Raw genomic sequence first — 16,365 nt, forward strand, 5'->3', positions numbered from 1 at the left:
TTGCTCCCGGCTCTTTTCTTTGACTTTTTTAGTTGCCAATAAACAGCTGATTGGTCATCACATTTGCACTTCCGCTGCTTTGGTAGCCTTCTACAGTAAATGCCGTTTCATACATTTTCCCCATTGGCATCCCTAAGCTTTCCCATTTTCTAAAATGCGCACTGACGGAGACCGTTCCGCTTGTACGTTTCGTTTGACGTACACTCCAATATTGCTTGAAGGTTGCGATCCCGATAATGGAAGGCTGATTGACACGGGTTGTTTCATAAATGTCATATGTGCCTCCATCAGCATAAAATGATCCTTTATACGCTCCTGTTGGACGATACGTGCCCCATGAATCAACAATGTAATATTCTGCTAATGGAGATTGTGTCCAGCCATAGACACATAGATAGGAATTCCCGCCTGGGTTAAAACTTGCGTTGTAATTGATGGAGATGTTGCCAAGCTGATGGTGAGTTCTAGTAGAATCAAACTTTTTCCCTTTTCTAAATAAAGCATTTCCGATATTGTTCCAGCCTGCACTAAATGCCCCGCCGTTATTGAGTGTCATCGAAGTGTTTCCGTAGTCCTTCCATAGTTCATAATCGTACCCGCTGTGGTTGCCCATTTCATTATTCGTAATGGTTCTCGCATGGGCTGGTACAGCCGTCAGTATAAGCGTCAGTCCAATACACATCACAAACAACAGTCTTAATTTTTTCAAATTCATCGTCTATTCCTCTCCTTTTTCATCCTTTTGATTCTGTCATCTCTAAGATGAAACGAATTCATCACCTCCTTTCATGCCCCCACTCACGACTAGATTATCGATAGTGTGCTAGACCCGCATGAATGTCTCTTGTGTGTGTATAAATGCTTTGATACAAACGAAAGAGATGATCATATACATCGACATGCTGTTTATTTGGTGTAAATACGACCGCTTGATGGATAAACTGATCCGCGCACGCCTCAAGTGACTCGTACCAGCCGCATCCAACTGCTGCAAGCATCGCTGCACCTAACGCGGGCCCTTGCTCATTTTCAAGCTGAATCACCTCAGCTTGAAAAATGTCTGCCTGCATTTGAAGCCATGTATGACTTCTCGCACCTCCACCAATGGACACAATAGCATCTATTCTTTTTCCGGCCTGCCTGAATAAAGCGATCGATTCATTTAATGAAAAAGTGATTCCTTCAAGCACAGCTCTAACCATATGCGCTTTTTCATGCCGGCTGTCTAATCCAATGAAGCTTCCACGAATGACTGAATCTGCATGAGGCGTTCTTTCCCCAACTAAATATGGCGTAAATAGCAATCCATTTGCGCCAGGCGCTATATCCTTTGCTCCGGCTAAAAGGGCTTTAAACGACTCATTCGGAGCAAGTAAAGATTTAATCCAATCGAGGCTATAACCTGCTGATAAAGTGACTCCCATTGTATAAAAAGCGTCTTTTTTTGCATGATGGAACAAATGCAAGTTTCCATTCAGCTCTCTGTTATGATTTTCTTCATAGGAAAGAATGACACCTGATGTGCCAATGCTGCATAATGTGTGACCTGATGATAAAATGCCGGCGCCAATGGCACCGCAAGCATTATCCGCTCCACCCGCAAAAACCTTCACCTCTTCTGTCATCCCGGTTTCCTTTGCGATCTGCGGCAAGAGTGTTCCAACCTCCGCCTCCGATGAAACGAGTGGCGGGCAAATACGAATCGGAATATCAAAGGTTTGACAAATCTCCTCACTCCATGTTTGTTCTCCAATATCCAACAGTAACGTACCAGCCGCATCAGAATAGTCCATATGAATAGCGCCGGTTAATCGATATCTGACATAATCTTTTGGAAGTAAAAACAAATGGATTCGTTGATCAATTTCTGGTTCATGTTCCTTTACCCATAACAACTTTGGCAGTGTAAACCCTTCTAACGCCTGATTTTTTGTGATCGCTTGCAGCCTGCCACCTAGCTTTTCTGTCATGCGCCCACATTGCGCTGTTGTTCTTGTGTCATTCCACAAGATGGCAGGCCTAAGCACCTGAAGGGATTCATCCAATAAAACAAGTCCGTGCATTTGTCCAGAAAAACTGATGCCTTCTACCTGCATTGACTGAACAGGCTTTCTCTCCATAAGTTCTGTCATTGCGACAATCGTCTGCTCTACCCAGTCTTCAGGATTTTGCTCACAATAACCTGGTTTGCTTTGAATGAGGCGGTAAGATTTAGTCGTCTCGCAGCATACCTTCCCGCTCTCATCTACTAATATCGCTTTAACTCCGCTCGTTCCAAGATCAATTCCCATCACATACTTCATGTGTTCACTCCTTCAAAACATCCGCCCGCTCAATTAATCTTCTAACAAATATTGATTTAATCTGGCTTTCAGCTGTTCCTCTCTGCCAGATTCGTTTCTGATGAGCGGATATTTCAGTGCATATTCTTCTAATGTATGAAAGTTTGCCTTTCCTTCTGAAATCTCCCGTCCAATTCCTTCAGAAAAACTGCGGTACCGGTGCTTGATCACATCTTCAAACACACGGTCTTCTATGAGTCTATGAGCCACCCGCAGCCCTTTTGCGAATGCATCCATCCCCGCAATATGGGCATACAGAAGATCTTCCAGTTCAAAGGAGGCTCTTCTGACTTTTGCATCAAAATTGAGACCGCCTGTTCCAAGTCCGCCATTTTGCAAAATTTCATACATGGCGAGTGTTGTGGCATATAAATCCGTTGGGAATTCATCAGTGTCCCAGCCTAGAAGGGAGTTTCCTTGGTTGGCATCAACGGAACCGAGCAGTCCATGAATTCTTGCTACACGCAGCTCATGCTCAAACGTATGACCCGCTAATGTCGCATGATTGGCCTCGATATTTAATTTAAAGTGTGTATCCAATCCATATTGTTTTAAAAAGGCGATTGATGTCGCTGCATCCGTATCATATTGATGAGTTGTCGGTTCCTTCGGCTTTGGCTCAATTAAAAATTGACCTGTAAATCCAATTTCTTTTGCATAATCGACCGCCATATGCAAAAAGGCCGCCAAATGGTCAAGCTCTCTTTTCATATCTGTATTCAGTAGTGTGTCGTAACCTTCTCGTCCTCCCCAGAAAACATAATTTTCTGCGCCGAGTTCCTTTGCTGTTTCGATGCCCTTTTTCACTTGTGCAGCTGCATAGGCAAATACATCTGCATGACAGGATGTCGCTGCACCGTGAACAAATCTTGGATGCTTAAACATATTTGCCGTGTTCCATAGAAGCCGAACCCCGCTTTGCTGCATGTAATCTTTCATTCTTTCTACGATGATGTCTAACTGCTGATTGGTCTCTTGAAGCGTGTCGCCCTCTGGTGCAATATCACGGTCATGGAATGAAAAATACGGAACATCCAATAGATCAAAGAGCTGAAAAGCCACTTCCAATCTAGCTTTCGCCAAATCCATTCCACTATAAGAATCCCAGGCCCTTTTCATCGTGCCAGTTCCAAACATGTCTGTTCCATCAGCAGTCAGTGTATGCCAATAAGCGACGGAAAATCGCAGGTGGTCTTTCATTGTCTTTCCGCCAATCATTTCGCTCGGATTATAATATTTAAATGCGAATGGGTTCTTTGAATGTTTTCCTTCATATTGAATGTTGCCAATCCCCTGTAAACTACTTAACGAAGTCATATTTGATTTGACCATAAGTGATTCCCCCTATATATTCACTTAGTAAGTTGATTCAACAAACGAATAAACGAGTTTACCAACTAATCTCTTTGAATTTTCCATATTTTTTAGTTTTTTAGAAATATTTTCGTTATAATAAAATGAAAAGCATGTTTTATAGAGAATGAACACGATAAAAAGTGGCTTTTCTTCACTTAATCTAAAGACGAAACAAATGGAGTGGATACAATGGATATTGCGGATCAGAACTTTGTGAAAAAAATAAATCAAAAGCTATTGCTAAACGAAATTCTGCACCATGCACCAATTTCCAGAGCAAAATTATCTGAACGAACTGGGTTAAATAAATCGACCGTTTCTTCTCAAGTGAGTACTTTAATGAAAGAACATCTTGTTTATGAAATCGGTCAAGGCGAATCTAGCGGCGGAAGAAGACCCGTGCTCCTCATGTTTAATAAACGTGCAGGTTACTCTATCGGCATTGATGTCGGTGTTGATTATGTCAACGGCATTTTAACAGACCTTGAAGGGTCAATTATCCATAATGAGCAGCTCAAGCTCCCATCCAGCACACCTGATGTGACCGTCCGAATATTAATTGAATTGATTCAGCAGTTACGTTCACACATTCCTTCTTCTCCATACGGGCTGATTGGTATAGGCATTTGTATACCAGGTCTGGTCGATGCAGATGAGCAAATTGTGTTTACGCCTCATTCAAAATGGAAAAATGTCGATCTAAAAACAAGTCTCCAAGACACATTCCAAGTACCGGTTTTTATCGAGAATGAAGCAAATGCCGGTGCTTACGGTGAAAAAATCTTCGGTGCTGCTAAACATTATGACCATCTGATCTATGCAAGTATCGGCACTGGTATTGGAATAGGCATCATTATCAATCATCATTTATATAGAGGCACAAACGGTTTTTCTGGTGAAATGGGACATATGACGATCGACTTTAATGGACCGACATGTAGCTGCGGAAATCGTGGTTGCTGGGAACTGTATGCATCTGAGAAAGCACTGTTCCAATCGCTCCAAACAGATGGTCAGTCATTCACCTATCAAGATATTGAGCGGCTGGCGAAGTTAAATGATATGAAGACACTCAATGCCTTGCGTAACTTTGGCTTTTACATTGGGGTAGGTCTCACAAACGTTCTGCATACCTTCAACCCACAAGCCGTTATTTTACGAAACAAGGTCATTGAAACTGAGCAGGCCGTTCTAAGTGTCATTCAAGATGAAGTATCCTCTAGAATGGATGCACAATTCAGCTCACGGGTGGAGCTGCTTCCTTCGTCATTAGGACAAAACGCACCAGCCTTAGGGATGACATCTCTTGTCACTGAAGCTTTTTTGCGTAATGTCACGCCTTCACCATAATGGAATACATGTTAAAGAGAGACAGCCTTTAGAGTGTTGTCTTTTTTTATTCAGTTGTTTCTTCGTATCGAAAATACTTAAAATCGGCAGGCAGACGTTCGCCGCTTGTGTCTTGGCACTGCATTCCAACAAAAGCCCCCGTAAAGAATCCCCCTCCTCGAATAAAATCATCTGATAAATGGGTCGATTCAAGCGTTATATCTATTTTTTCCCACTCTTGTTGATCAAAAGAATAAGAATACGTGTACGTCTCTCTCTGAACGGTCACTTTTAAATACACATACGGAATCTCGTCTGGGATGATAATTTTTTTGATTAGCGGCTGAGAAAAGGCCAGATTTTCACACACAGATAATTCAAGGATACGGCCAAGCGCCTCGTCATAAGTCACCTGAAGTGCAGTCCAATTTTCCGTATTATAATAATTCACAAGACCTGCCGCTTGCTGAAAGTTTTCCGGAAAGAAGGAAACCGCTGTCTCTGCTTCAAAATAAAAGCTTTGCCAGCGCCTCGCAACAAACGCTTGTGTAAATTTAGACGTTAAAGATTCCTGCCCATACAGCCTTAAATGATGTGGGTTTTCTGTCACTGAACCAATCTGATCCGTAAATGGGATTCTTAATGTTTGGAAATGTCTATTTAACGATGAATCTTTAAATTCATCGACTATGTGATAGGTTGGAGAGAACTCTTTTACGCTCATCGCAGGCGCTTCAACCTCTAGGAGCCCCTCTTTTCCGCCTACCACATACGGCCAGCCATCTTTCCATTCAAGCTTTTGTATGGCTGTCTCTCTTCCTAAAGGGCACCAGCCTCTTTGCTGAAAAATGGATTCCTTACTTGAATGAATTGGGCGGCCAGTCAGATGAGCCATATACCATTCATTTGTATGCGTTTGTACAATGGATGCATGCCCGCATTTTTGTAGTGGATGGCTAGGCGCATGAAAAGCCGTTAAAATTGGGTTGTCAGGATGAACCTCGTATGGCCCATCAATATGCGAGGAACGGGCAATCGTTGCTGCATGTTCGTAACGTGTGCCCCCTTCAGCTGTTAATAAATAATAGACATCATTGATGTAATAAAGATGCGGAGCTTCTGTCAGTTTGATTGGCGTGCCTTTAAAAATGACCTTCCGCTCACCGACCAGTTTTTTTTCAGATACACTATATTCCTGCAAGGCTATACCTGCAAAGGAGTGATGTTTTTCTCGATGGTCCCACAGCATATTCAACACGTATTTCTTTCCGCTTGGATCATGGAACAAGGAAGGATCAAACCCAGAACTATTGAGCCGAACCGGATCGCTCCACTCGCCATCTACTTCATCAGCTGTGACCAAATAATTATGACCATCCTTAAACGGACCATCTACTACTTTAATATCTGAATAGATGAGCCAAAACTGACCATCCGCATAACTTAAACACGGCGCCCATACCCCGCCGGAATCAGGATTTCCTTTCATATCGAGTTGAGAAGTTTTTTGCAAGGGACGCGCGGCGAGCCGCCAGTGGACGAGATCCTTTGAGTGATAAATTTGCACCCCCGGGAACCATTCAAATGTAGAAACCGCCATGTAATAATCCTCTCCCGCACGGCAAATACTTGGGTCAGGGTTAAACCCTCTTAGCACTGGATTGGTAATGTTCATTGAATTTCCTCCTCTTTTGCTGACACTACATTTTAAAATCGTCGATGTGATCGACATATACTTTATCCCTGTTCTCAAGCTCTCTCACAACTTGTTTATGTTTTTCTTCATCAAGGTTATAAAAGTGAATATCAATCATCGCTAACACAAGTAAGCAGGCAGGGATAACGGTTGTGGTGATTAAAATGCCCAGCAATGCTTCTGGTGTTTGCACTTGGTTTGCTATATAACCAAATCGATCAAGGACAAGTCCTGGAACGATGCCACCTAATGCCATACCAAATTTAAAGAAGAAACCAATCACTGCGTAGATCAATCCGCCCATTCTTTTTCCTGTTTTATATTCACCGTATTCTACAGTTTCAGGAATAAGCGCCCACATGTAAGCGCCAGCCGTAATACTCCCAGCTGCAGCGACTAGCCTGAAAAGAAGAATGAGCACAATTTGGCTCGGCGGTATCACAAGTAAAGCAAGAAGACCAGCGATATTCAGCAAAAGTGAATAATTCAGCAGCCTTTTCTTTCCTAACAGTTTGTGCAACTTAGGTATAAACGGCAGCACCATTAAGGCTGGCAGACTGCCAATCAGGCCGTACCACTTCACTAAATCTTCTCTGCCGAGGTTATACGTCACATAATAGATCCCAACAGAGTTGCTGATCGAGTTCACACCAAAGATAATGATAAAGAAAATGCTTAACACAACAAGCGGACGATTCACTCGTAACTGGACAAAGAGATCACTGAACTTGATCTTTTCCTCTGGCTTTTGAAGTGTGACGCGCTCATTCGTACTTTTAAAACAGAAAATCAGTAATCCGCCCCCAAGTACGCCGAGAAAAGCCATCGTGATCTGCCAGCCAAGTGCTGTATTTCCTGTTGTATCACTCAAAAACGTCGCAAGAAACGGAACAAAAAAAGCAACAACTAAACCACCGAGATTTGCAAAAAGCATACGAACAGACGTAATACTGACGACCTCTTGGTTATTTCTTGTCATTGCGGAAGTTAAAGCACCATAAGGAACATTGATGAACGTGTATGTAAGCGATAAACCAACATACGTGATGTACGCATAAATGAGTTTTCCCATTTCGGAAAAATCCGGTGTCGTAAAACAAAGAATGGCAAGAACGGCAAAAGGTAACGCACCAAATAACAAATAAGGTCTAAACCGGCCAAAACGGCTGTTCGTTCGGTCAACCATCGCCCCAATAAACGGATCTGCAAGCGCATCAATGGCCCGAACCACCAAAAACATCGTCCCTGCTGCTGCTGCTGATAATCCATACACATCCGTATAAAAAAATAATAGATACGTAGAGACAGTTGCATAAATTAAATTACATGCGAAATCTCCTGAAGCATACCCCACTTTTTCAGACATACGAATCTTCTTTAAATTCTCACTCACCATGAGTTTTCTCCCTTCTTCACTTAGCCTCTTCTAACGGACAGATGGTGCAGGGCAGCAGCAATCAATAGGTCGAAAAATAAAGCGCTTTCAATTCGTTGTAAAAATGAAGCTGAACATCTCTTTCTTTCAGCTTAGCCCACATAGCAGCAAATCATGTGCTTTAAACAATAGATCAATAGATGATCGACATCTTAGTTTATCGATTAAACAAACTAAGATGAATTCATTTTATAAAATATGATCTGACTTTTCAATATTTTTTGAAAAAATAATCCAAATAATTGATTTCTTGTCATTTTTTCTATGATATGAGGAGATGAACCTTCTTTTTATCTTCCAAAAACAAAGAGAACTCAAATAATGGTTGCATTCATACCAATCCCATGCTATATTAATCAAGCGATGAGCTGAATTGTGTAAGTCGGGTAACACGTCTCTTTGAGACACACACGAATGTGGCGTGTGGTTATTCCGCCTCAATACGCAAAAGACATCTTCTGATGAAGATGTCTTTTTTCTTACCCTATTTTGGTGCCATTTTCAACCGGCTCATCTGTGGCAAGCAGGACAACGTCTTCTTTTGACGGCATGCCTCCTAAGACAAGCACCTCTGATTTAAACCCGGCAATTCTTCTTGGCGGGAAATTAACCACTGCAACAATTTGTCTCCCGGTGAGATTCTCAGCATGATAACGTTTTGTCAGCTGTGCACTAGATTGTTTTATGCCAATCTCATCCCCAAAGTCAATCTTCAGCTTGAAAGCAGGCACTCTCGCTTCTGCAAAGAACTCTGCTTCTACTATCGTCCCAACACGAATGTCTAACGCTAAAAACTGTTCAATATCTGCCATTAGAATCTCTCTCCCTTTCAATCTTTCATAAAAAAGGTCACATTTTTCTTCTGCTAGATGACCACTTGTCTTCCACTAATTTCTTAATTGTAGCACACCCTACTCTTCTAAAAGAAAGGGTTAAAAAGCCTATTGATTGAAAATCTCTGTTAGTTTACATAATGATTTTATAGTAGTCTATTAAATGTTTGCATCATAAAAATGAATTCAGTAAAATGGCAAATAATCCTACTGCTTCCTCTCGAATATTTCAGGGAGGGTTAACACTTGTTTACATTATCGGATATGTGGACGTTTTGCTGGTCGTTTTTCGTCATTCTTCCTATCGTTGCCATCTTGCATCAGCTGGGCCATATTGTGGTCGCATGGCTGTTTGGAGCAAAGGTTTCGTTTGCGCTTGGCCGAGGCAAAAAAGTATTGAAAATAGGCGTCGTTGAAATTAGAAGAATCTATTTTCTAGATGCTTTTTGCCATTATGAAGAAATGAGGAGAAATAACCGTTTCTCACACATTCTTGTCTACTTAGGCGGATCATTATGCAACCTGCTCAGTGTTCTCATATTGAATACAATGATCGCCAACGATTTCCTGCCAGAACATCAATTTTTCTATCAATTTGCTTACTTCTCAGTCTACTATGTATTTTTTGCTTTACTGCCAGTACAGTATGCAGATCATCATCCGAGTGATGGGCAAGCGATTGTGAACATCATTCGTCACGGTGAACCATGCGACATCATTGACTAAGATGAGTGGCTTTCACTGTCGATTTGATACTGAATCGTTAAAAAAGGAATACCGAATAGCTTCATTTGATGAATCGCTGTGAGACTTTTTTCCGTCTTCGCTTTCATATGAAAGCTTTCTTCCATTGGCAGTTTCATGGTGATGAAAGACGTATGCAAATACAATCCTTCATCACCCGTACTGCCTTTTGGACTTTTACTTTTTAATAGAAAATCTTCCTTTTCATTCAAAGGTTTTAAAATAGCCGTAAGCTGTGAAAAAGGAAGCGGCAAAGCAATATTCATATAGACTGTCTCTTCATCATGGTGCTGGGCATAGAGCGCATAAAAGACTTGCTCGCTTTTCTCATTGCGCCTGATCCACACACGTACATTCTCCCTTTCTTCAAGAGGATGTTGAAATCTTGAAAGACTACCCGGCATTTCATATGGCATTCGTGATGACCCTAAATAGAGCTGTCCTATTTGTCTAAAAACAGGTTGAAGCAAAAAGACAAACGGCCTTACCCACCAATGAAAACAGACGGCTGCTTTTAACGTAAATGACATCGGGTCCTCATAAAATCTGCGAATAACAGGTGACACACTCTCTGCTGAAAATGCCTTTCCATTTAATTGGTCAAGAGAATCGACTAAACCAATCTTCTCATCATGCTGCATATGCTCATGTTGAAAAGACATGACCTGAAAACGACCGTGAACTCTCGATACCGGAAAATCCTTCTGTTTCAATCGATCAGCTGGTTTTTCAATCAACCATCCAATGAGGCCTGGTAAAATAACCAAACTTGCATTGATACTGCCATGAAACCAAATCATTTGATCCATGCTGATGTAGCTAACATGTAAAAGCATTCCGGCAGAATAAAGGAATGATAGGACAATGGTTCCCATTAACATGATGCTAGAAAACACAACGAACCCTTTTGCGACAGTTGAACGAAAAGAAGTTGTCATACATAAAATTCCATACAAATAAAGTGCGATCACATAAAGAACGACGCTGAACGTATCAAACAGGCGAGAATAGCTGATTCCCACAGCAATCATCACTGGCGACAGTAAAATAACCCAGCCACCCACTTTGTATAGCGTCGTCTCTTTTTTGCGCTGCCTTCCTAATAAGCCATAAAAGATTGGGATAAAAAAAGCCGAATAATGAAAATGAATAGCGGTCAAAAGAACAATCATCGGTGAAAATGTCATCACTTGTATATCTGCTATGTACAGCCAGAACCAAAGCCCACCTAGAGCGATATACATACATGCGCCATCGATCATCAGCTCATGAAGCGGATGGGCCCCTCTTTTCAGCAAACGGGTGAAACCAAATAAAGCCAGAATCATTGTAAAGAAAAGCCATCCCAATGCAAGCCAAAGAGAATGATAGATGAATGCGCCTGTTGCACATAGAGCTGCTACTGGAAAGGCTTTCATTATGAAGCCGATCAGCCTCTTCTGCTGCCGTTTCTTCTCTTCCTGATAAAAAAAGTGTAAGAAAGCGGGAAGAAAAAATAAAATCGCAATCAAAACAAAAAATTCTGGTATGGGAGCTGTCGTCAAACGTGTAACGAGAAAGCAAGACATCAACACGATGCTACACATCAAATGCCATTTATTCATGAGATGACACCCTTTCCGTAAACCGGCCCTTATACGTAAAAAGAGTGCCAAAAAGGCGATTTTTCACTTGAACATCAATCGTATACTCACCTGCACGCTCATCGTACCCTTCTGTTACATCAGATTCACCATAAAGCCAAGAAGGCAGTGCCCACTCTCGCCCAAACAGCAAAAACTTTTGCTTACCTGATTGAATGTGCAAGAACCCTTTTTCCGTGATTGTAAAATGAAGCTCTGACATAAGAAGCCTAGGCTTTCCAAAGTAGTCAAGTACTTGATGGCTCTTCTGATCAATGATCATATCTGCATCAAAATGTCTTTCCTTGTCAGGAAAATAGAACGTTCGAAACCAGTGCATCCCTTCTTCTCCCTTACTTGTCGTAAAAGGCTTGTTCACAATTTGGAAGGGAATATTTCGCCCTCTTTCAGGAAAAAAACAGCGAAACAATGGACCGACTTTGAATAAAAATCGGATGAGCTTTGTGCCGCCTCCTATTTCCTCCATGACGCCTTCGGCCGTAAACGCGCGGTTATAACGTTCTTTTAATGCTGGATGCAGCTTATCGTAGTCCTTTATTTGATGATGATGAACGACCATGTCTACCTCCCCTTTTTCGTTTGATCGAAAACACATCTACACAATCTTTTAAATTGATCATTCCTGCAACGGATAAAATGAAAAATGCACTCAGCACCAGCGGCTCGTGCAGAGTCGTTTCTGGTGATAAAATTCCTATACCAAGCATCAGTAGCAGAAAGATGCTTTGAAGGATGAATATATATTTCTTTGGCAGTTTAGGCATGAGCCATGATACACCTAATAGCGCATAAAACAATCGAAATCCGGTGCTATGATCAAAAGCAGAAGGTGAAAAAGGAATGATCGCTTGACATAACCAGACGATAGCAAACAACAAACAAATGCCATAATGGGCAAGTGTTCTCTCTAGCAGCAAACGGGGATGCGTTCCCTTTTCAAGCCACGTCTTTAATGCGCCAAAGCTAAAGGCAGTCATAAACCCCATCATTGGCCGAAAAAAGAACCGGTCTGCCCATTTCCACCCTTTTCCTTCCTTTGTTTCATAATCAAATTGCGTTTGAAACACAATGTGATCATTCGTTTTCATGTATTTCCAATACCCTCCGCCTTCTTTTATGAAAGACAAAGGGTGTGATGATTTAAATTGAAGTGAGGATGCTCTTTCTTGACGCTCATCCTTCACGCTCGTTCGATATGCTCCTGTCCCAGTCACACTAATGCCGAATCCAAGGTGTTTCTCATACAAAAAGGATTGGGGTTGTTCATCTCTAGGTCCATTTAATGAAATGGTTGAAAATCGCAAATCCCATTGTTCATGAAGCTTTGGATTTTGCGTATACTCCCATACTTTTTCAATAGGTGCTTGAATGGTTGTTTCCACATAAACAGGCTTTCTTTTCATCTGCCTCTACTCCTCTATGTGAATTATTTCACATAATAAGCATACCATGTTTCACAAAACTGTCAAATCTTTATTGGTTTTTTGCCCAAAAAATGTTTTGATTTGTTTACATCTCCTTCATCATATCGGTTCGATACATAAAAAAGACCTGTCAATGAGACAGATCTTCTTGCTCTTTGATGCCTGCAATATAAAGACGGACCGCATAGCTCACACTATCTTCAAGCTGTTCTTTCCGTTGAAATCCTTTTTTGTTTGAAATATCTCCAAAGCCGTGCAGTAAGCTTCTGAGACCTCTGACGACATGTGTCATGTCCTCTTCTTTTACACCAAAACGAGACATGATGGATTGGACAAAATCAGCAAGATTCTCTGCAGCCACACTGACTTCTTTTTCATTCATATGTGAAAAAGCAGCCTCATAAAGACCGGGATGCTGACGAACAAATTGAACATATTGTCTTGCAAATGCTAAAACAGCGTCTTCTTTTTCCAGCCCCGCTGTTACTTGTTTGCCGGCCTCACAAAGCATTGTCAGCCCCTTAACAGCAAGAGCTGCCTGTATTTCATGAAGACCGGATATATGGTTGTAAAGAGATGGTGGTCTGATGTTAAGCCGTTTGGACAATGTAGCAATGGTCAAAGCGGAAAAGCCCTCTTCATCGACAAATTCGATGGCAGATTCAACAATTTTTTCTTGTGTGATACCCATTCTTGGAGACATGGCTTACTGTCCTCCCTTTTGTAGCTGATGCTTCCTTTTTTCGATAGCGGCTCTGAGCTTTGCCTCAGGCTCTATGATGAGATCACCGTGTCCTGCTGCGAGACAAGACAAGGGAAATGCCAGTAATTTTTCAGCGCTTTTTAGTGCTGTTTCTGCATCCCAAGTGGCAAAAGCCGGGAATGGGAAAGTGAAGCGAAACTCACCCGTTACAAATAAACCGCCTTTTGTCACAACTGCATCACCCGCAATGACAATCCCTGACTTTTCATCGTATAAAGAGATGCTTCCTGGTGTATGTCCTGGTGTGGCAATGACTTTAAGTGACCCAATCTCGTCCCCTTCTTCAACAAGTACGTCTGGTTTTGTGTGAATGTCTTTTGAAAAACTGCCTTTGACTTTTTTCTTCGGCTCACCAGGAAGTAAAGAGAAATCGCCAGCAAACAGGCGAGCATCTCGTTTCGATAAATAAACAACTGCATCTGGAAAAGCCTTTTTCACTTCATCTAGTGCGCCAATATGATCCATATGACTATGAGTCAGAATAATTTTGTTAATGGGTTTGTTTAATTGATGTGCAAATTCAATTATCGAGCTTGCTGCCATTTTCAAAGCTGCATCAATTAAGATGAGTTCATTCTCTTCCTCAAATACATAACAATTTACCGGAAAAATACGCGGCATGAGTGTAAGCTGGTGCAAACGGTCAAATGTTGTCACTCTCATCTTGTTTTCCCCCTAAAACTAATGTCGTTAGTTTTATATTAACTAATAGTATTAGTTTTAGCAACTATTTTTTCATCGACTGCAATATAAATATCAATTTGCGCTTCTTTTGGATCAATCGATCGTTCGTCGTACCATTCAAAATCGCCAGTATATGTTCGCAAATAACGCTGATCCCAACTCCAAATCTGCTGCCATGTTTCAAACACAACCTCTTCAATCGGGCCCTTTCTCGTTTGAAACCTTGCGTAGGTGGAGCTTGGAATCTCTTTTGCATCTTGTGCTAGCTGCTGGTCAACCAATTGCCCCGCTGTGAACAAATAAGCGCCATTTTCATCCCTTTCATAATCTGAATACAGCCCTATGACTGGCGCATGTCCTCCGCGAAGCTGCTGCGTGAAAAATTGCTGCCAAAGCGGTGCAATCTTCCGCTCGTTTGTTTGCTCCATTTCATTTGTTGTTCGAACAGATAATCCCTTGATCCATTGTTTCTGTAAAATCACGATATCGTACATACATTCTCATCTCCTTTTTTCCATCATATAAAAAGAAACCTGACAACATTGTGTCAAGTTCCTTTTGGTTTTTGAAATTGTTTCAACTTGAGATCAAACGCTTCCCGAACGGATGGCGGAGAGACAATGTCAACATCTGGCCCTAAATAAAAAAGAAAGCTATATAACCAATCATCCTGAGGCAACGTGATTGTGGCAAGATAGGTACCATCTGCACATACGATGAATTCATTTTCATCTATCCATTCCTTCACTTTACCAACAGAATCTTCAGTCAACCTGAGCGTTAGTGTACTGACGGAAGGTTCTTCGTGCCAAGAATCATTCCAAGGCTTTTCTTCATTTTTTATTCGTTTAGGAAGAAAAGATACTGAATGCGTGATGAGGTCTGACATTCTTTTGAGTTTAAACAGACGAAAAGCTTTTTTCACGCAGCAATACGCATACAAATACCAGTGTCTTCCTTTTAAGACAAGTGTATAAGGCTCTACTTTTCTAGGAAGTGTTTCGCCTTTTGCATTGCGGTAGGTGAACTGGATATATTGATGCGCTGAGGTAGCGGTATGAATGAGCTGGAGCTTCTTTTCTAAGTAGCTGTCTTTCCCCCAAGAGCTTAAATCAATAAATACATGGTGCTGTTTTTCGTTTTGAGGCGGAATCAGGGATTTCATTTTCTTTAGTACATGTTCACTTTCTTTAAAGGTGTATGCACTCGTGATGCTTTCAAGAGCTGTTAAAATCAGTTCAATATCATCATCGGTGAATAATTTTTTCTCTAGACGATAGTCGTCAACGAGTGAAATTCCACCCCCTGCGCCTTGTTTTGTGACAACTGGAATCCCCGCTTGATTAATCGTATCAATGTCACGGTATATGGTTCTCACGCTCACTTCATGTAGTTCAGCGAGGTCTTTCGCCTGTACTTGCCGTTTGCTAATCAGTATCATCACAATGGACAAAATGCGATCGATTTTCATGACTTTTCCTCTTTTTCATAAATATAGGTTTTGATTTGATAAAAAAAGAAAGAATGGTAATGATAAGTAACAGCCAGCATTCGTTTACATCCCTGCCTGTGCAGGAGGAGGTTGCATCATGACACATCACGTATGGCAGTTGTTCATGATCGGGATCGTCATGCTCGTCTGGATCATCATTCGAATGAATCGAATGAGACGCTATCAGCTTGTGCGCCCGATAAATCTTTTCATGAGAATGTATGTATTTAGTCTCACTGCCCTTATTCTCTTATCAGAAGGATGGCAAAATCACAGTATTTTTATCTATGCCGTCATTGGCATGATCTTCGGGAGCAGTCTCGCCGTTCACGCCTATCAGACGATTCAGATGAAATTAGAAAATGGCCGGCTGTATATGAAAACAAGTAAATGGATTGAAAGCTTTATTTTATGTTTGTTTTTATCTAGGCTTGCATTTAAATCGGTCAATCTGACAACACATGCGATCACCAAAATGGATATCGTTGAATTGTATCAGCATATTGTCAGCGATGATGCGCTGACAATACTCAGCTTTTTCCTTCTAGCGGCTTACTATATTGTGTTTTCTTATCAAATGATGAAAGCAAATAAACGATCAACCCAAGTACATCATGCATAAAA

16 protein-coding genes are annotated in these 16,365 nt (G+C 41.4%); 3 read left to right on the forward strand and 13 right to left on the reverse strand.

The genetic code is table 11. From position 1 onward, the window contains the following. Nucleotides 1-28: 28 nt before the first annotated feature. The 3 genes from ABG082_RS09510 to xylA form a co-directional block, all read right to left on the reverse strand. Nucleotides 29-715, reverse strand: coding sequence for a glycoside hydrolase family 11 protein (locus tag ABG082_RS09510; RefSeq protein WP_046526855.1), 687 nt, complete (start codon nt 713-715; stop codon nt 29-31). A gap of 94 nt (nt 716-809) precedes the next feature. Next, nucleotides 810-2,303: a xylulokinase gene (gene xylB, locus ABG082_RS09515; RefSeq protein WP_348936036.1), complete on the reverse strand. Its 1,494-nt coding sequence runs from the start codon at nt 2,301-2,303 to the stop codon at nt 810-812. Between the two features lie 33 nt (nt 2,304-2,336). Next, entirely contained in the window at nt 2,337-3,674 is a 1,338-nt protein-coding gene (xylA, locus tag ABG082_RS09520; RefSeq protein ID WP_348936037.1) for a xylose isomerase, read from the reverse strand. A gap of 213 nt (nt 3,675-3,887) precedes the next feature. Between xylA and ABG082_RS09525 the strand changes: the two genes are divergently transcribed. Next, on the forward strand, nt 3,888-5,048 hold the full coding sequence (locus ABG082_RS09525) for an ROK family transcriptional regulator (protein WP_348936038.1): 1,161 nt from the start codon (nt 3,888-3,890) through the stop codon (nt 5,046-5,048). A gap of 46 nt (nt 5,049-5,094) precedes the next feature. Here the strand turns inward: ABG082_RS09525 and ABG082_RS09530 are convergent, their stop codons facing one another. The 3 genes from ABG082_RS09530 to csaA form a co-directional block, all read right to left on the reverse strand. Continuing rightward, nucleotides 5,095-6,702: a glycoside hydrolase family 43 protein gene (locus tag ABG082_RS09530; RefSeq protein ID WP_348936039.1), complete on the reverse strand. Its 1,608-nt coding sequence runs from the start codon at nt 6,700-6,702 to the stop codon at nt 5,095-5,097. Nucleotides 6,703-6,727: 25 nt separating this feature from the next. Continuing rightward, nucleotides 6,728-8,119, reverse strand: a complete 1,392-nt coding sequence (locus tag ABG082_RS09535) for an MFS transporter (RefSeq protein WP_144626224.1) — start codon at nt 8,117-8,119, stop codon at nt 6,728-6,730. Between the two features lie 518 nt (nt 8,120-8,637). Continuing rightward, nucleotides 8,638-8,970 (reverse strand): chaperone CsaA, encoded by a 333-nt coding sequence (gene csaA, locus ABG082_RS09540; protein WP_008346544.1) that lies wholly within the window; start codon nt 8,968-8,970, stop codon nt 8,638-8,640. 267 nt (nt 8,971-9,237) lie between these two features. On the opposite strand from csaA, the gene ABG082_RS09545 reads away from it, so the two are divergent. After that, nucleotides 9,238-9,717, forward strand: a complete 480-nt coding sequence (locus ABG082_RS09545) for a hypothetical protein (protein WP_007500681.1) — start codon at nt 9,238-9,240, stop codon at nt 9,715-9,717. Here the strand turns inward: ABG082_RS09545 and ABG082_RS09550 are convergent. The 7 genes from ABG082_RS09550 to ABG082_RS09580 all read right to left on the reverse strand — a co-directional run bounded on the left by ABG082_RS09550 (nt 9,714) and on the right by ABG082_RS09580 (nt 15,720). After that, the gene (locus ABG082_RS09550; RefSeq protein ID WP_348936040.1) at nt 9,714-11,339 is read right to left on the reverse strand and encodes a YndJ family protein; all 1,626 of its coding nucleotides are present in this window, start codon (nt 11,337-11,339) and stop codon (nt 9,714-9,716) included. The two genes, ABG082_RS09545 and ABG082_RS09550, sit on opposite strands and share 4 nt — an antisense overlap. Next, on the reverse strand, nt 11,332-11,937 hold the full coding sequence (locus ABG082_RS09555) for a DUF4166 domain-containing protein (protein ID WP_348936041.1): 606 nt from the start codon (nt 11,935-11,937) through the stop codon (nt 11,332-11,334). The genes ABG082_RS09550 and ABG082_RS09555 overlap by 8 nt, the downstream gene beginning before the upstream one ends. Beyond that, nucleotides 11,900-12,781, reverse strand: a complete 882-nt coding sequence (locus ABG082_RS09560; protein ID WP_348936042.1) for a hypothetical protein — start codon at nt 12,779-12,781, stop codon at nt 11,900-11,902. The genes ABG082_RS09555 and ABG082_RS09560 overlap by 38 nt, the downstream gene beginning before the upstream one ends. Before the next feature lie 151 nt (nt 12,782-12,932). After that, a complete protein-coding gene (locus ABG082_RS09565) occupies nt 12,933-13,505 on the reverse strand; it encodes a TetR/AcrR family transcriptional regulator (protein ID WP_008346533.1) in 573 nt (190 codons plus the stop codon). Nucleotides 13,506-13,508: 3 nt separating this feature from the next. Further along, the gene (locus ABG082_RS09570) at nt 13,509-14,228 is read right to left on the reverse strand and encodes an MBL fold metallo-hydrolase (protein ID WP_113747265.1); all 720 of its coding nucleotides are present in this window, start codon (nt 14,226-14,228) and stop codon (nt 13,509-13,511) included. Between the two features lie 38 nt (nt 14,229-14,266). After that, nucleotides 14,267-14,743, reverse strand: a complete 477-nt coding sequence (locus tag ABG082_RS09575; protein ID WP_348936043.1) for a GyrI-like domain-containing protein — start codon at nt 14,741-14,743, stop codon at nt 14,267-14,269. Between the two features lie 53 nt (nt 14,744-14,796). Further along, complete coding sequence (locus tag ABG082_RS09580; protein WP_019743307.1) at nt 14,797-15,720, reverse strand: YafY family protein; 924 nt, start codon at nt 15,718-15,720, stop codon at nt 14,797-14,799. Between the two features lie 118 nt (nt 15,721-15,838). Between ABG082_RS09580 and ABG082_RS09585 the strand changes: the two genes are divergently transcribed. Next, a complete protein-coding gene (locus ABG082_RS09585; RefSeq protein WP_160757591.1) occupies nt 15,839-16,363 on the forward strand; it encodes a mother cell-specific membrane sporulation protein in 525 nt (174 codons plus the stop codon). The last annotated feature ends 2 nt before the right edge of the window (nt 16,364-16,365 follow it).

This window comes from Bacillus sp. BS1807G30 (assembly GCF_040047675.1).
In the GTDB taxonomy this organism is placed as follows: domain Bacteria; phylum Bacillota; class Bacilli; order Bacillales; family Bacillaceae; genus Bacillus; species Bacillus altitudinis.

Bases quoted from the DNA above. Each gene is read 5' to 3' on its own strand.
- ABG082_RS09510 (WP_046526855.1), bottom strand. From the start codon at position 715: ATGAATTTGAAAAAATTAAGACTGTTGTTTGTGATGTGTATTGGACTG.
- xylB (WP_348936036.1), bottom strand. From the start codon at position 2,303: ATGAAGTATGTGATGGGAATTGATCTTGGAACGAGCGGAGTTAAAGCG.
- xylA (WP_348936037.1), bottom strand. From the start codon at position 3,674: ATGGTCAAATCAAATATGACTTCGTTAAGTAGTTTACAGGGGATTGGC.
- ABG082_RS09525 (WP_348936038.1), top strand. From the start codon at position 3,888: ATGGATATTGCGGATCAGAACTTTGTGAAAAAAATAAATCAAAAGCTA.
- ABG082_RS09530 (WP_348936039.1), bottom strand. From the start codon at position 6,702: ATGAACATTACCAATCCAGTGCTAAGAGGGTTTAACCCTGACCCAAGT.
- ABG082_RS09535 (WP_144626224.1), bottom strand. From the start codon at position 8,119: ATGGTGAGTGAGAATTTAAAGAAGATTCGTATGTCTGAAAAAGTGGGG.
- csaA (WP_008346544.1), bottom strand. From the start codon at position 8,970: ATGGCAGATATTGAACAGTTTTTAGCGTTAGACATTCGTGTTGGGACG.
- ABG082_RS09550 (WP_348936040.1), bottom strand. From the start codon at position 11,339: ATGAATAAATGGCATTTGATGTGTAGCATCGTGTTGATGTCTTGCTTT.
- ABG082_RS09555 (WP_348936041.1), bottom strand. From the start codon at position 11,937: ATGGTCGTTCATCATCATCAAATAAAGGACTACGATAAGCTGCATCCA.
- ABG082_RS09560 (WP_348936042.1), bottom strand. From the start codon at position 12,781: ATGAAAAGAAAGCCTGTTTATGTGGAAACAACCATTCAAGCACCTATT.
- ABG082_RS09565 (WP_008346533.1), bottom strand. From the start codon at position 13,505: ATGTCTCCAAGAATGGGTATCACACAAGAAAAAATTGTTGAATCTGCC.
- ABG082_RS09570 (WP_113747265.1), bottom strand. From the start codon at position 14,228: ATGAGAGTGACAACATTTGACCGTTTGCACCAGCTTACACTCATGCCG.
- ABG082_RS09575 (WP_348936043.1), bottom strand. From the start codon at position 14,743: ATGTACGATATCGTGATTTTACAGAAACAATGGATCAAGGGATTATCT.
- ABG082_RS09580 (WP_019743307.1), bottom strand. From the start codon at position 15,720: ATGAAAATCGATCGCATTTTGTCCATTGTGATGATACTGATTAGCAAA.
- ABG082_RS09585 (WP_160757591.1), top strand. From the start codon at position 15,839: ATGACACATCACGTATGGCAGTTGTTCATGATCGGGATCGTCATGCTC.